Genomic DNA, 14,511 nt, shown 5'->3' on the forward strand with positions numbered 1-14,511 from the left:
GATGTGTTTTATCATATCATAGATTAAGGGAAAGGAAAAGTGAATTTTACCAAAGAAGTCATAATTTTTCACTTTTGCATAAAAATAAGAAAAAATGAAAGGTCGAGAACGATGAATCAATCATTAATAGTAAGAGGGGCACCTCAAGAATATGAATGCCGAGTGGGTGCGTGGGATAGTTTGGAAGAGCACTTAAATAGAAGAAACATTAAGTGTGTCATGATTTTACATGGGAAAGACTCGTGGGAAGCAGCTAAACCATACTTTCCTACTTTCATGCATATAGATACATGTTTTGTTGAGTATGGTGGAGAATGTACGGATGAAAAAACAGCAGAGCTAAAAGCGATTTTTGAGCAAAAAGAGTTAGATGGGATCATAGCTGTAGGTGGTGGGAAAATTGCAGACTTAGGTAAAGCGATTGCGAATCAGTGCCAAACGCCGATTTTAATTTTACCTACATTAGCGGCTACTTGTGCGGCTTATACCCCCCTAAGTGTCATCTATAATACAGATGGTTCGATGGACCGTTACGATGTATTTCCTATCAGTAATGCTTTAGTTTTGATTGAACCAAAGGTGATCTTGACCTCTCCAAGCGAGTTGATGATTGCAGGGATTGGCGATACGGTTGCAAAATGGTATGAAGCAGATGCAATGATCTCACAGTTAGCAACCCAACCAATTGAAATTCAAGTGTCCGCATTCGCTGCTAAAAAATGTCGTGATGTGTTGCTTCGTGATAGTCAAGAAGCGTTGAAGGCCATGGCACAAAAAGAAATCAATCAAGCCTTCTTAAATGTTGTAGAAACGAATATTTTACTTGGCGGAATGGTTGGCGGCTTTGGGGATGATTATGGACGGACGGCAGGAGCGCACTCGATTCATGATGCGTTGACGATTTTACCAGAAAGCCATCAACAACTACATGGAAATAAAGTAGCCTATGGTGTGTTTGTTCAATTGGTAATCGAAAATAAATGGGATGAGATCGAACGATTGATTCCATTTTATCAAAGCTTGAAGTTACCTGTTTCTTTAAAAGCGATGAATATGGTTTTATCTGAATTCGATTACGAGCAAGTTGCAGAACGCGCTTGCGAGTCGCATGAAACCATTCATTATATGAAAGAAAAAATCACACCAGACGTTGTAAAAAATGCGATGATGGCATTAGAAACAGCAATGAAGAACAAATAAATGAATTAAAAACTCAACGAAACTAGAGACAAACGATTGTATACTTGCCTCTAGTTTTTATTGTCTAAGGATATACTAAAGAAAGCCTGTAAAACCTTGCAAATACGAATAAAAAAAAGTATGATGATTGAAGTGTAAATTTGTAAAAGAAAGTAGGGAAATGAATGACAGAACCAGCCATTCGTTATCGTTTAATAAAGAAAGAAAAGCATACAGGTGCTCGTTTAGGAGAGATAATCACACCACATGGGACTTTCCCCACACCGATGTTTATGCCTGTAGGAACGTTAGCGACAGTAAAAACAATGTCACCAGAAGACTTAAAGGAAATGGGAGCAGGAGTGATCTTGAGCAATACGTATCATTTATGGCTTCGTCCTGGAGATGATTTGATTGCAGAAGCAGGTGGTTTACATAAATTTATGAATTGGGATCAGCCGATTTTAACAGATTCGGGTGGTTTCCAAGTATTCTCATTAAGTGATATGCGTAAAATCACAGAGGAAGGTGTTCATTTTAGACATCATTTGAATGGATCTAAGTTATTCCTTTCACCAGAAAAAGCAATTAATATTCAAAATAACTTAGGATCTGATATTATGATGAGTTTTGATGAATGTCCACCGTTTGATGAAAGCTATGATTATGTGAAGAAATCAATTGAGCGTACATCACGTTGGGCAGAACGAGGGTTGAAAGCTCATGCTAATCCAGATCGTCAAGGCTTGTTTGGAATTATCCAAGGGGCAGGATTTGAAGATTTACGTCGTCAAAGTGCTAAAGATTTAATTAGTATGGACTTTCCAGGTTATTCCATTGGTGGTTTATCTGTTGGGGAGCCTAAAGCTGAAATGAACCGCGTATTAGACTTTACGACACCTTTGATACCTGACAACAAGCCAAGATACTTGATGGGTGTTGGAACTGCTGATTCATTAATCGATGGTGTGATTCGTGGAATCGATATGTTTGACTGTGTACTGCCAACCAGAATTGCTAGAAATGGAACTTGTATGACCTCTAAAGGTCGTTTGGTTGTTAAAAATGCTCAATACGCTAGAGATTTCCGTCCGTTAGATGAGAAATGTGATTGTTACACATGTAAAAACTACACACGTGCATATATTCGTCACTTGATTAAGGCTGATGAGACATTTGGTATTCGTTTGACTTCGTACCATAACTTGTATTTCCTATTGAATTTGATGAAACAAGTTCGTCAAGCAATTATGGATGATAATCTATTGGAATTTCGTGAAGCCTTTTTTGAAGAATATGGCTTTAATAAAGAGAATGCAAAAAGTTTCTAAAAAAATGATCAAAAGACTAGTGTTGAACAAGAAATTTTGTTACAGTAAACTAGTGATTATACGATAGAGAGGTGAATACAAAATGGGCGGAGGACTTTCGTTTATTTTACCATTAATTCTTTTAGCAGGAATGATGTTTTTTATGACTCGTTCGCAAAAGAAACAACAAAATGAACGTCAAACACTTTTAGATGCAATGAAAGTGGGCGATGACGTTGTAACGATTGGGGGATTACATGGTGTAATCTCTGAAATCGACAATGACAAAAAGACTGTACTGATTGATTGTGAAGGAATTATCCTTGAATTTGATCGTGCAGCAATTAAAACAGTTAAACCAGGTACAGTAGTAGCGAATGATAGTGATGTTACTGTAGTTGAAACGCCAGAAGAAACAATCGTTGAAGAGACAACGGTTGAGACAACTTCTGAAAACAACGAAACGAAAGAATAAATTCCAGCTTGCTGGAATTTTTTCTTTCTAAAACACATATAAAGAATAGCATAGATCATTTTTTACAAAGAGGAGGGAGAACCATCGAAACGTTGTCGTGGCATCAAAAGTTCTTATTAAAAAAAGAATTAAAAATCACTTGCCGATCGTTTCAGCAACTTGGTTATTCATCAGTCAATGAAATAGAATTGATGAATTACCTCGTTTCTTATCGTTGGAAAAAGAAAGCTCCATCGTCTATCAAGGCTTGTCGCGAAGACATTTTACATATTGAACCAAACGAGTTCTTTGATTATCAACAATTGATTGCACAAACAAGCAACTTAACGATCAAAGATTGGCATGATTTAACGGATTTATTCTAGTATAGAATAAATTCGTTTTTTCTTTTAGTACGATAAAAAACGCTTACGATAATAAGTTGAATAAAAATAGGTTTAAATGTGAAAAAAATCACAATAAACTATTTACAAGAAAAAAATAATGTTGTATGATATGTATGTGAAATGGTTAACAAACAAAAATAAATTACTTATTTTTCTAGGAGGATCACAATGGCTAAAACAATGAAGCAAGAAGAGACGAAAACTGTTGATGTACCAGCAATGATTGATGAGTTAGCAAAAAAAGCAAATGTTGCTTTAAAAGAAATGGAAGACTTCGATCAAGAAAAAGTCGACCACATTGTGCACCAAATGGCAATGGCAGCGTTAGACCAACATATGCCTTTAGCAAAAATGGCTGTAGAAGAAACTGGCCGTGGAATTTATGAAGATAAAGCAATCAAAAATATGTACGCTTCAGAATATATTTGGAACAGCATCAAACATGATAAAACTGTTGGGGTCATCAACAAAGATGACCAAACAGGTTTAATTGAAATTGCTGAACCAGTAGGTGTGGTTTGTGGTGTTACACCGACAACAAATCCAACATCAACAACGATTTTTAAAGCATTGATTTCCATCAAAACACGTAACCCAATCGTATTTGCTTTCCACCCAAGTGCGCAAAAATGTTCTGCAGAAGCTGCTCGTATCGTTCGGGATGCTGCAATCAAAGCGGGTGCTCCTGAAAACTGTGTACAATGGATCGAACAACCTTCATTAGAAGCTACTTCAGGTTTGATGAATCATCCTGGAATCGCAATCGTTTTAGCTACTGGTGGTGCCGGCATGGTGAAATCAGCTTATTCAACTGGTAAACCAGCATTAGGTGTTGGACCAGGTAATGTTCCTTCATATATTGAAAAAACAGCGAAAATCAAACGCGCAGTCAACGATTTGATCGTTTCTAAATCATTTGACAACGGAATGATTTGTGCTTCTGAACAAGCTGTAATTGTAGATAAAGAAGTTTATGCAGCTGTAAAAGCTGAATTTGAAGCACATCAAGTGTACTTCGTCAAACCAAACGAATTACAAAAATTAGAAGATGCCGTTATGAACGAAGGAAAATATGCAGTAAATCCTGCGATCGTTGGGTACTCTGCTGAACATATCGCAGAACTTGCTGGCATCAAAGTACCAAAAGGCACTAAAATCTTAGTTGCTGAAATCGAAGGTGCTGGAGCTGAATATCCATTGTCACGTGAAAAACTATCGCCAGTTTTAGCGATGATGAAAGCTCAAAATTCAGAGCATGCTTTTGATTTATGTGAAGCAATGCTTGAACTAGGCGGGTTAGGTCATACTGCTGTGATCCATACAGAAGATGAAGATCTACAAGTTAAATTTGGATTACGTATGAAAGCGTGCCGTATCTTAGTGAACTCTCCATCAGCTGAAGGAGGAATCGGTAATATCTATAACGAAATGATTCCTTCATTAACATTAGGTTGTGGTTCGTATGGTAAAAACTCAGTCTCTAAAAACGTATCTGCTGTTAACTTGATCAACGTCAAAACTGTAGCGAAACGGAGAAATAATATGCAATGGTTTAAATTACCACCAAAAATTTTCTTTGAAAAAAATTCATTACAATACCTACAAAAAATGGAAAATGTTGAACGTGTTATGATCGTTTGTGATCCAGGAATGGTTCAATTTGGTTATGCAGACACAGTTCGTAAAGAATTACAAAAACGTAAAAACGACGTTCAAATCGAAGTATTCTCAGCAGTAGAACCAAATCCATCTACAAATACAGTGTATGCTGGAACAAAAGTTATGGTTGATTTTGAACCAGATACGATCATCGCTTTAGGTGGCGGATCTGCAATGGATGCAGCCAAAGGCATGTGGATGTTCTATGAGCACCCAGATACAGAATTCTTTGGCGCTAAACAAAAATTCTTAGATATCCGTAAACGTACGTACAAAATTGAAAAAGCAGTTAAAACACAATTTGTATGTATCCCAACAACATCAGGTACAGGTTCAGAAGTCACACCATTTGCCGTTATCACGCATAGTGATACTCATGTAAAATATCCATTAGCTGATTATGCATTGACACCAGATGTTGCGATCATCGATCCACAATTTGTCATGTCAGTTCCAGCTTCTGTAACAGCTGATACTGGGATGGACGTTTTAACGCATGCAATCGAGTCTTACGTTTCAGTAATGGCTTCTGATTACACTCGTGGCTTAAGTTTACAAGCAATCAAATTAGTCTTTGAACATTTAGAAAATTCAGTGAAACGTCCAGATGCAGAAAGTCGTGAAAAAATGCATAATGCATCAACAATGGCTGGTATGGCATTTGCCAATGCATTCTTAGGAATTTGTCACTCTGTAGCTCATAAAATTGGTGGAGAATATGGGATTCCTCACGGACGTACAAATGCGATTTTATTACCGCATATTATCCGTTACAATGCCAAAGATCCTTCAAAACATGCAATGTTCCCTAAATATGACTACTTCCGTGCTGACACAGATTACGCTGATATCGCGAAATTCTTAGGTCTTAAAGGGAAAAATACAGCCGAATTAGTGGATGCATTAGCAACAGCTGTATACGATTTAGGCGTATCTGTTGGAATCGATATGAACTTGAAAGCACAAGGTGTGACACAAGAAATTCTTGATTCAACTGTTGATCACATGGCTGAATTAGCTTACGAAGATCAATGTACAACAGCAAATCCAAAAGAACCATTGATCAGTGAATTAAAACAAATCATTATCGATGCTTATAAAGGCTAGTCGAATATAGTAAGAAGAGCGACGTAAAAGTTGCTCTTCTTTTTTTATTTAGAGGTATAATAAAGTCAAAAGAAATGGGAGCGATGTAAGATGACGATTAGAGAAGCAACGTTAGAAGATGTAGAAGCAATCAATCAGCTAAATACTGGTCCATTAAATCACGAATATCCCTTGGCCGATGCAAAAAAACAGTTGTGCTATTTATTATCTTCTCCAGTAAATAAATTATTTGTGAAAGAGTTAGATGAAAAGGTTGTGGGCTATATTCAATTAAGTGAATATGTTAGCACATATGCGCCTAGATTAATGAATGTTTTAGCACTTGTGGTAGCTGAGGATTTCCATAGTCAAGGGCTAGGAAAAGCCCTGCTTGATTATGCAGAGCAATGGGCAAAGGAACAAGGTGTTAAAGGGATAAGGTTAAACTCGGGTGTAGAAAGAACCGCAGCCCATAAATTTTATGAGAAGCAAGAGTATGTGAGAGTGAAAAATCAAGTCAATTTCAGAAAATTATTTAACGAAAGAATCTCAAAAGAGTAATCAAAAAAATGAAAGTTTTTCTTATTCATTATCAAAAATATAGCCGCTTCTATATAATAAAAGTAGAACAAATCCAATTGAAGAAAATGAACAATTAGGTTTATCAAGAAAGGATGATCCGAAATGCCAAAATTTTCTCCATGTTTGTGGTTTGATGGGAAAGTAGAAGAAGTGGCTGAATTTTATGTTCATGCTTTTGACTATAGAGCTAACACTTGCAGGACAAGAAGTTATTTTGCTAAATGGTGGATCAGATTTTTCATTTACCCCCTCAATCTCTCTTTTTGTAGAGTGTGAAACGGAAGAATAAATTGATAAATTATGGGAAACGTTAAGTTTCAATGGCAAGGTATTGATGGAATTTGGGCCCTATCCATTCAGTGAAAAGTATGGCTGGTTGGAAGATCAATATGGCGTTTTTTGGCAACTGGTTTTGACGAGAAGGACGCAGTCGACTACACCAAGCTTTTTGTTTTCGGGAGAGCAGTTTGGAAAGGCAGAGGCAGCTATGCATCAGTGGATCGAGATTTTTGGTGAGGGAGAAGTAGAGTATGTCCAAAAAAATCCAGATGGTACTGTTGCTCAAGCTTTATTCACAATGCATGGACAATCCTTTCGAGTGATGGATAGTGGTGAAACACATGCTTTTACCTTTTCAATGGCTACTTCATTTTATGTCTATTGTAAAGATCAAGCTGAAATCGATCGTTTATGGAAAGCTGTGACATCAAGAGAAAAAGAATGGCCGTGTGGGTGGATGGAAGATGAGTATGGTGTATGTTGGCAAACGGTTACGAAAGATATGGATATGTTATTCGATAACTCAGATCCTGAAAGAGCTTATCGAGTCATGCAAGAGTTGTATAAAATGAAACGAATCGACATAACTACGTTGAGACGAGCGTATGAAGGATAAATTAAAAAGAAGATTGGGCTTTTTAAGCTCAATCTTCTTTGTTTATTTACTTCTCTTAGCAAAAGGCTGATAAGCAATGCCACGACTTTCACACCAGTGAATGATTTCGCCAGAAAAAATAATATCAGTTGTTGCAAGATCAGCAGTTGTCTTTTTACCAAGTAAGGTATACATCATTTTAAGTTCATCTTCCCATTGTTGGATCAGTTCGATTGTTTCATCAACGCTATTTGTCATCAAATGGTTTAAAATAGTGCCAGCAACGCCAACACTTGCAGCACCTAAACTCAGGGCTTTGATAATATCCATAGATTGACGGATACCGCCAGAAGCTAAAATAGTTAGTTCTTTTTGCCAGTCCGTAGATTCTAATAAGGAGAGAACCGTTGATTGCCCCCAGTCCGTTAAGAAACCTAATTCTCTTTTTTTTCGACGAGCATTTTCGATTTGGGTAAAACTAGTGCCGCCCTGTCCACTGATATCTACCAATTTAACACCTCGGCAGATTAATTGTTCGATTGTTTCACTGCTCATACCGAACCCAACTTCTTTAACGAGGACTGGAACAGACAAGTGAGCAACGATATCTTCAATAGTATCCAACCAGCCATGGAAATCACGATCTCCTTCAGGCATTACGAGTTCTTGAGGAGTATTCACATGAATTTGCAGCCCATCTGCTTGAAACAAGTCGACTGCCCTTTTCGCATCTTCTAAAGAGAGGCCTGCGCCAATATTCGCCCAAATCACACCATTAGGATTTTCCTTACGCATGATTTGGTAAGTATCTGCTAAATCAGGATTCTTCAAAGCGGCATTAACTGATCCTGTTGCAGTCATTATTCCAGTTTCTCTAGCGATGATACCTAATTCCTGATTGATTTCTTTCGCTCGTTTACTACCGCCGGTCATAGCATTGATGTAAAAAGGTTGCTTAAAGGAAAAATCAAGAAAAGAAGTTGAAATATCGACTTCATCCATTGCAATTTCAGAAAATGAATGATGCACAAAACGGATTTGATCAAAGTCATTGGTCTTTTCTTTATGAAAGGCTTTAGCTAAAGAGATGTGTTCATCTTTTCGGTTCATTTTTTTCCTGCTTTCCGTAAAAATAGACGTGTAATGGTAAAGGCGTGATTCCTTCTTTTTCCCAAGAGCTCATTAAAGGTAGAATTCCTGATTTTTGTTTGAATAGGACGATTCCGCAATCACCACCACCTGCACCAGACGATTTTGCTGCGCCACCGTATGTTTGTGCTAAGTTACATAGTTTTTTTAGCGCAGGCGTTTCAATCGTAACACCAGTGATGGAGGTCAATTGTTGGAGTAATTTACGGTTTTTTCGTATTTGGGTTTGGATCAAGGAAATATTTTCTTGATCGAAGCCTGCTATCATTGTCTCAACACAGGTTTTACTTTCATCAAGAAATTCCTGATAAGCGTTCTCTTTTACATCTTTTGATTGATGGACTTGATCCACCAAATCTGACGTTGAAGCAGGGCTGCCAGTCCAACCGATCAATAAGCGTAGTTTCTTAGGAACGACCAAAGGTTTGATCATTAATTTTGGCCAAGTTGCCTGAAGCAAGGTCGTTAATGTTTGTGTCTGAGATTGTTCATTGATCCAACGGTGATCAAAGGTTGAAAAAGCGATCCAACCACCATAACAGCTTGCCGCAATATCGCCGCAGGAGCCGTTTCCTTGAACAGCTAAATGAGCTAGAGCCGAAAGTTTAAAAATCTCTTCTTCTTTTAATTGCAAGTCATAGAAGAGGGCTAAAGCTTTCACTGTTGCTACAGTAACGGCACCGCTGGAACCTAATCCGTATTTTCGTCCGTTTGAACTATCTAACTCACTGGTGACTTTTAAGTGATAAAAAGAAAGCTCTTTTTGTTGTTCATGCGCATATTTTTCAGTTAAGCGAATTGCAGCAAGAACATAATGAAACGGATTTTCTCGAATATCAAGGACAAGTTCGTTATTTCTTCTAGTCCAACGCACAGGTAGTGTGCTATATTGGGCAGATTGGATACTGCCGACATCTTTTGCTGTTTCGACAGTGACTGTCACAAATTGGTCTACTGCAACAATGATTGCCGGATGTCCTGGTTCAACAACGGCATATTCACCAGCAATAAACAATTTACCTGGTGTAGAAACTTCTATCATAACTTTTCCGACCTTTCTAAAGGAATCAGGGCAATCTTAGGTCCTGCGTAAGCTTCAATCAATTGTTTTTTAGAAAAATGAGTAGCTAAATGATTTTTTAAAGTACTCAGATTTTTCTTCTCAACTAAGATTTTGACGTTTGGTCCAGCATCCATTGTGAAGTAACACGGCAACCCTTGTTGGCGTGCGCTCCGGACTAATTGCATGACCTTGAGACTTTCAGGTGACCAGTATGTAAATGGCGGTACAGCAGCTAAAGTCGTTCCATGCATACGTAAGCCATTTGCTTCAGTGACTTCCCCTAACTTATTAAAATCTTTTTCTGCGATGGCTTGTTTGGCTGTCGCTAAATCGGCTTCGACTGTTTCCAACCAACCTGAATAAAAACTCGAGCTTTCAACGGTTCGTTTCATACCGTCACGACTAGAAACATCTTTCACACCATCATCCACTAAAACAAATAACATCGCTAATTCATCTTCCCAGTGATCAGATGGGATCCCTTGGGCAAAGGAGGTTTGATCAGAGTCGCCTTTTTGCCATTCAGCAAATCCACCAAAAATACTCCGGCAAGCTGATCCTGAACCGCGTCTAGCTAAACGGGATAATTCAATTTCAGTTAATTGCAAGTCTAACGCTTCATTGCAAGCACCAGCTAAAGCTGCTAAACCACTAGCAGAAGAAGCAAGACCAGCTGCAGTCGGGACATAGTTTTGACTATCTACTTTAGCAAATAAGGCTAGATTTTGCTCTTTTCGAACAAGGTCTAAAAATTTAGAAATCTTTGCAGTTTGTTTCGTGTCTTGTTTTTGTCCATCTAAGACAAAAAGATCTTCGGTCAAATTTTCATCGAATTGTACACTAGTTTCTGTATAAAAAGCATCTAACGTTAAAGAAAGACTGCTGTTCATCGGTATTATCAAGTGTTCATCTTTTTTTCCCCAATATTTGATCAAAGCAATATTTGTATAGGCTCGTGCTTTCCCAGTGTACATTAATTTTTCACTCCTAATGATTGAATCCAAGTAGCTACAGCACCAGCTGATTCTAACGCTACTGCTATATTTTCTGCTTGTTTTTTTGAACCAGCTAAAGCGATCATACAACCACCGCGGCCGCCACCTGTTAGTTTTGCCCCTAAGGCCCCGTTTGCACGAGCAGTGCTGACCAAGTGGTCCAACTGTTCATTGCTGACAGTCAGTGCGCTAAGATGTTCCTGAGCTTGGTTCATGACATTGCCTAACGTATCAACTTCATCTGCTAAAATAGCGTGTTTTGCGCTTTTAGTCAAGTGGCCTAATGTTGTAATATGTTGTGAAATTCGTTTTTTATCTAATTCAAAAAGGTGCGCCACATCTCTGACCGCAGCTCTTGTTTGGCCCTTGATACCTGTATCTGCAACGATCAAAAAAGCATTGGAAACATTCATGGGGAATGATTCTAATGGATGACTTTTTATAAAAAATAAAGGTTCATCACCAGTTGTTGCTGCCGCGTCTATACCGCTAGGATTACCGTGAGCTATTTTTTCTGCACGATTTACTAATGGAAGCAGAGATTCAGACGTACAAGGAATATCAAAATAATCAAACAAAGCTCGAACGATTGAAACGGCAACAGCCGCACTTGAACCCATGCCTCGTTCAGCAGGAATCGTACTAGTAATGGTAATTTTTAAGGTTGCCTCTTCATGGTGAAGAGCAATCAGTGTTTGATCGATGACCTCTGATACACTTTTTAATTGTGAAGGAACTTGCGAAAGCTCTCCTGAAAAGTAATGACACTCTAAGATCATAGTAGAGTCAGGTTCAACTTTTGTTGAGATATAGGTCTCCTGAAATGGAAAAGCAATTGCAGGTTCACCGTAAACCACAGAATGTTCCCCCATCAATATAATTTTTCCAGAAGCTTGGCCATGACCAATTTTTTTTTTATTCATTTTAATAAACAGTCCTTTTAGTTAAATATCAGATGCGTAGACATCTAAGGTTCCTCATAAGAATCATGCATTGCACACCGTAATTCATGCTCAACTTATTAAGAGTACCACAAACGCTTCCTACCAGCAAAATCCCCAAAATAGTAATCAAGTCGGCTTCCATATAAGTTCACAATAAATTAAAGTCGATAAACAATCCAAGTATTGCTTTATGAGTTTTTTACGATCGATGCTGTTATCTGACGAGCATCGTTCATTCATTTACTTTTCTAAAAGCGGAGAATCATTCTTGACCTATCCTAGTTTACCAAAAAAGCACATGAAATAAAATCATTGGATTCTTCTTAAGAAAAAAATTAATAAGTAAATAAAAAAAATCCTAAATAATTTTAATTAGAAATCCAGTTATTATTTTATTAGGTGCGGTTTATTTAAAAAGAACACAACAATAAACTAGGTATAAAGATCGGACAACGGAGTTAGCTGAAATCTGTGGGATTTGTTGAAGCAATCAACGATTCTTTAGGAACGATACCTCCTAGACAAAATCGAGTATAAGAATTAAGCTTATGACTTAGTCTTATTTAATATGAAAGAATACCAAATGGCTGTTGCCAATGCCAGTGTTGTAGGTCTGAATGATTAGTTTCTAACCCCAAGAAAGCTTAAAAAAGAGCAAAAAACGACAAAATCCTACTCGATTTTGTCGTTTTTATTATTCAATAATCAACCCTAAGCCTGCAGCAATAGTGATTGCTTGTTCTTGAGTCACCTTTAGCCCTTTAAGTAATTCTTGTGAAAAGGCAATTCTTTCAAAAGTACATGTTGTTAAATCAAGAGCAGCTAATTTTGTATGGAACCAGTTGCTACCTGTGACAGAACACTGATCAAGTAGCAGGTTATTATACATCACTTCAACAAATTCTGTATTATTCAAGCTAGTTTTTTTAAATTCAACGACTTTTTGATTTGTAGCACTGAACGAGGTGTAATCGGCAAGGCAGTCTTCAAAAAGGCAATCTCTTAGGTAACTCTCAGCAAAATTTGTTCCAGTTAATTTACATTGACGAAAATGAACCTGGTGAAAACTAGCACCAATCCATTCTGTATTCGAAAGGTCACAATGATCAAAAATCACATTACTACACTCAAAACGTTCTAAGTGATTGCGGTTCATCGTTACTTTTTCAAAGCGAGATTCTCGAAAGACTAAATTGCGGATATCCTGATAACTAAGATCTTGGTCTTTTAAGGAGAGACCTTCAATAATGACCTCATCATCGATAGAAATAAAATCTGTTTCAGTGAGTTTGGGTAACACGGGTGTAATCGGCTTTTTGATTTTCATAAATAAAACCTCCAAAAAATTGTAATAGCGGTGGTGATTTATTCTGTTTCCTTATCTAAATTTTCGTTTAATTGGTAAGCACGATTGTAAAATTTCAAACTAGTCGTCAATACAAACGCACCTAAAAGGCCCAAAAGACTACCTAAAACAATACCGATCAAGCGGTAATTCAAGAGACTGATTAAATATTGATGACGGGCGAGATTGGCCAATAGTAAGGACATTGGCGTTGTAAAAAAATTTGCAATTGCATAATTTCGTTTAATAAAATATTCCACAGTCAAAAAGAAAAAGCAAATCAGCAAAATAGTTTCTAAAGAAGTAAAAGAGATGCTCAATAAAAAAGCGGCAATCAATAAGCCGATCATCGTACCTAAGATCCGTTGAATATTGCGATGCATAACAGCACGTAGATTATCCCCTTGTAAAACAGCGGCACAAGAAACAATCATCCAATAAGCATTAGTCAAATGCAATGATTGACTGATATAGGTCGCTAAAAATAGAATTGCGGCATAATGCAAAGCATCGAGTAATGCGGAAGGATCTGTATAAAGTCGCTCTTGTAAAGAGATTTTCTTTTGTGGTTCCACAGATTCCCTTTCAATAAAAAATAAAACGACTGCCACAACAAGGGATGTTATAACGCCCAACAAAACATAGCTCATCATGGTGGGAACACTTTCTAGAGGGATTTTAGTTCCACTCCCCATTGCAGTTACCATGACAATAAAAAAAGCCCCCGGCTTAGCGATTCTGTATAATCTGAAAATAATACGAGCACAAAAGGCAACCAATGCAATAGCGATCGGTATGATCCAAGGAATATGAGTACTTAACATCCCAACCAGATTTCCGAAAAGTAAAAAAGCGCCAATCGAACTTAAGCGAATCAGCAATTCTCTTAATGGAAGAGTTTGATAATAAAGAAAGGTAAAGATACCTAGAGAACCAAAACTGCCAATCAATAAATTATTTGAAAAATAACCAATAAATAATGGTACCGCCATACAAACTCCTGCACCAATCAAGCGAAAAGGTGCTTTTTGTGGTTTATGAAAGGTTGTTAACTCTTTGAAAAAAGATGAATGATGCATCAAATCACTCCTTATTGTTGTGATGAAACATAAGATGACGAGCGATAACGTCATGACAACATATTGTTTCTTCCATATACTAATCTAACATACTTATTTAGAAGAAAACAATCGCTTTTTATCTAATCTGGCTTTATGGGCTAGCCTTTTGGAAAAAGAGAGAACTTGCTTGCAGCAAAAAGCGCATCCTTATATTTTCCTATTTTCCCTTCAGGGCTAAGCGAACAGTGCAACTTTTTACCATTTCTAAGAAATAACTTCTAATGAAGATATAATTTAATGATGTGAGTATTAAAAAAAAATAAGATTATTCTTGATTTTTTAATTTAAAAATTGTAAACTATACCTCAGTACAATAAATAATTATTAAATTCTGATTTTTCAG

General features: G+C 37.2%; 12 protein-coding genes and 1 pseudogene. 7 read left to right on the forward strand and 6 right to left on the reverse strand.

Translation table 11 applies throughout. The features are described 5' to 3' along the window. Positions 1–111: 111 nt before the first annotated feature. From IGJ50_RS10020 to IGJ50_RS10050, 7 genes and pseudogenes are all read left to right on the forward strand, one after another. A complete protein-coding gene (locus tag IGJ50_RS10020) occupies positions 112–1,200 on the forward strand; it encodes an iron-containing alcohol dehydrogenase family protein (RefSeq protein WP_069638965.1) in 1,089 nt (362 codons plus the stop codon). 164 nt (positions 1,201–1,364) lie between these two features. Further along, entirely contained in the window at positions 1,365–2,510 is a 1,146-nt protein-coding gene (gene tgt / locus IGJ50_RS10025; RefSeq protein WP_069638966.1) for a tRNA guanosine(34) transglycosylase Tgt, read from the forward strand. Between the two features lie 82 nt (positions 2,511–2,592). Next, positions 2,593–2,964, forward strand: coding sequence for a preprotein translocase subunit YajC (gene yajC, locus IGJ50_RS10030; RefSeq protein ID WP_069638967.1), 372 nt, complete (start codon positions 2,593–2,595; stop codon positions 2,962–2,964). A 92-nt stretch (positions 2,965–3,056) separates the two neighbouring features. Further along, entirely contained in the window at positions 3,057–3,329 is a 273-nt protein-coding gene (locus IGJ50_RS10035) for a post-transcriptional regulator (protein ID WP_083244278.1), read from the forward strand. Positions 3,330–3,518: 189 nt separating this feature from the next. Continuing rightward, a complete protein-coding gene (gene adhE / locus IGJ50_RS10040; RefSeq protein WP_429950213.1) occupies positions 3,519–6,116 on the forward strand; it encodes a bifunctional acetaldehyde-CoA/alcohol dehydrogenase in 2,598 nt (865 codons plus the stop codon). Positions 6,117–6,206: 90 nt separating this feature from the next. Continuing rightward, positions 6,207–6,656 (forward strand): GNAT family N-acetyltransferase, encoded by a 450-nt coding sequence (locus tag IGJ50_RS10045; RefSeq protein ID WP_069638969.1) that lies wholly within the window; start codon positions 6,207–6,209, stop codon positions 6,654–6,656. Positions 6,657–6,779: 123 nt separating this feature from the next. Further along, positions 6,780–7,572: pseudogene (locus IGJ50_RS10050) on the forward strand (VOC family protein). 42 nt (positions 7,573–7,614) lie between these two features. Here the strand turns inward: IGJ50_RS10050 and fni are convergent. The 6 genes from fni to IGJ50_RS10080 form a co-directional block, all read right to left on the reverse strand. Next, positions 7,615–8,661, reverse strand: a complete 1,047-nt coding sequence (gene fni, locus IGJ50_RS10055; protein ID WP_429950215.1) for a type 2 isopentenyl-diphosphate Delta-isomerase — start codon at positions 8,659–8,661, stop codon at positions 7,615–7,617. Then, a complete protein-coding gene (locus IGJ50_RS10060) occupies positions 8,645–9,742 on the reverse strand; it encodes a phosphomevalonate kinase (protein WP_429950217.1) in 1,098 nt (365 codons plus the stop codon). Before IGJ50_RS10060 ends, fni begins: the two co-directional genes overlap by 17 nt. After that, on the reverse strand, positions 9,739–10,737 hold the full coding sequence (mvaD, locus tag IGJ50_RS10065) for a diphosphomevalonate decarboxylase (RefSeq protein ID WP_207120221.1): 999 nt from the start codon (positions 10,735–10,737) through the stop codon (positions 9,739–9,741). Before mvaD ends, IGJ50_RS10060 begins: the two co-directional genes overlap by 4 nt. Next, entirely contained in the window at positions 10,737–11,681 is a 945-nt protein-coding gene (mvk, locus tag IGJ50_RS10070) for a mevalonate kinase (RefSeq protein WP_207120220.1), read from the reverse strand. The genes mvaD and mvk overlap by 1 nt, the downstream gene beginning before the upstream one ends. Before the next feature lie 715 nt (positions 11,682–12,396). Further along, complete coding sequence (locus tag IGJ50_RS10075; protein WP_207120219.1) at positions 12,397–13,029, reverse strand: pentapeptide repeat-containing protein; 633 nt, start codon at positions 13,027–13,029, stop codon at positions 12,397–12,399. A 38-nt stretch (positions 13,030–13,067) separates the two neighbouring features. Next, positions 13,068–14,126 carry an FUSC family protein gene (locus IGJ50_RS10080; RefSeq protein ID WP_429950220.1) on the reverse strand — a complete coding sequence of 353 codons (1,059 nt, stop codon included), beginning with the start codon at positions 14,124–14,126 and terminating at the stop codon, positions 13,068–13,070. Positions 14,127–14,511 lie beyond the last annotated feature (385 nt).

The sequence above is a fragment of the Enterococcus sp. AZ101 genome (genome assembly GCF_050499005.1).
GTDB classification, from domain to species: Bacteria; Bacillota; Bacilli; order Lactobacillales; family Enterococcaceae; genus Enterococcus_L; species Enterococcus_L ureilyticus.

Bases quoted from the DNA above. Each gene is read 5' to 3' on its own strand.
- fni (WP_429950215.1), bottom strand. From the start codon at position 8,661: ATGAACCGAAAAGATGAACACATCTCTTTAGCTAAAGCCTTTCATAAA.
- yajC (WP_069638967.1), top strand. From the start codon at position 2,593: ATGGGCGGAGGACTTTCGTTTATTTTACCATTAATTCTTTTAGCAGGA.
- IGJ50_RS10045 (WP_069638969.1), top strand. From the start codon at position 6,207: ATGACGATTAGAGAAGCAACGTTAGAAGATGTAGAAGCAATCAATCAG.
- tgt (WP_069638966.1), top strand. From the start codon at position 1,365: ATGACAGAACCAGCCATTCGTTATCGTTTAATAAAGAAAGAAAAGCAT.
- mvk (WP_207120220.1), bottom strand. From the start codon at position 11,681: ATGAATAAAAAAAAAATTGGTCATGGCCAAGCTTCTGGAAAAATTATA.
- IGJ50_RS10020 (WP_069638965.1), top strand. From the start codon at position 112: ATGAATCAATCATTAATAGTAAGAGGGGCACCTCAAGAATATGAATGC.
- adhE (WP_429950213.1), top strand. From the start codon at position 3,519: ATGGCTAAAACAATGAAGCAAGAAGAGACGAAAACTGTTGATGTACCA.
- mvaD (WP_207120221.1), bottom strand. From the start codon at position 10,737: ATGTACACTGGGAAAGCACGAGCCTATACAAATATTGCTTTGATCAAA.
- IGJ50_RS10060 (WP_429950217.1), bottom strand. From the start codon at position 9,742: ATGATAGAAGTTTCTACACCAGGTAAATTGTTTATTGCTGGTGAATAT.
- IGJ50_RS10075 (WP_207120219.1), bottom strand. From the start codon at position 13,029: ATGAAAATCAAAAAGCCGATTACACCCGTGTTACCCAAACTCACTGAA.
- IGJ50_RS10080 (WP_429950220.1), bottom strand. From the start codon at position 14,126: ATGCATCATTCATCTTTTTTCAAAGAGTTAACAACCTTTCATAAACCA.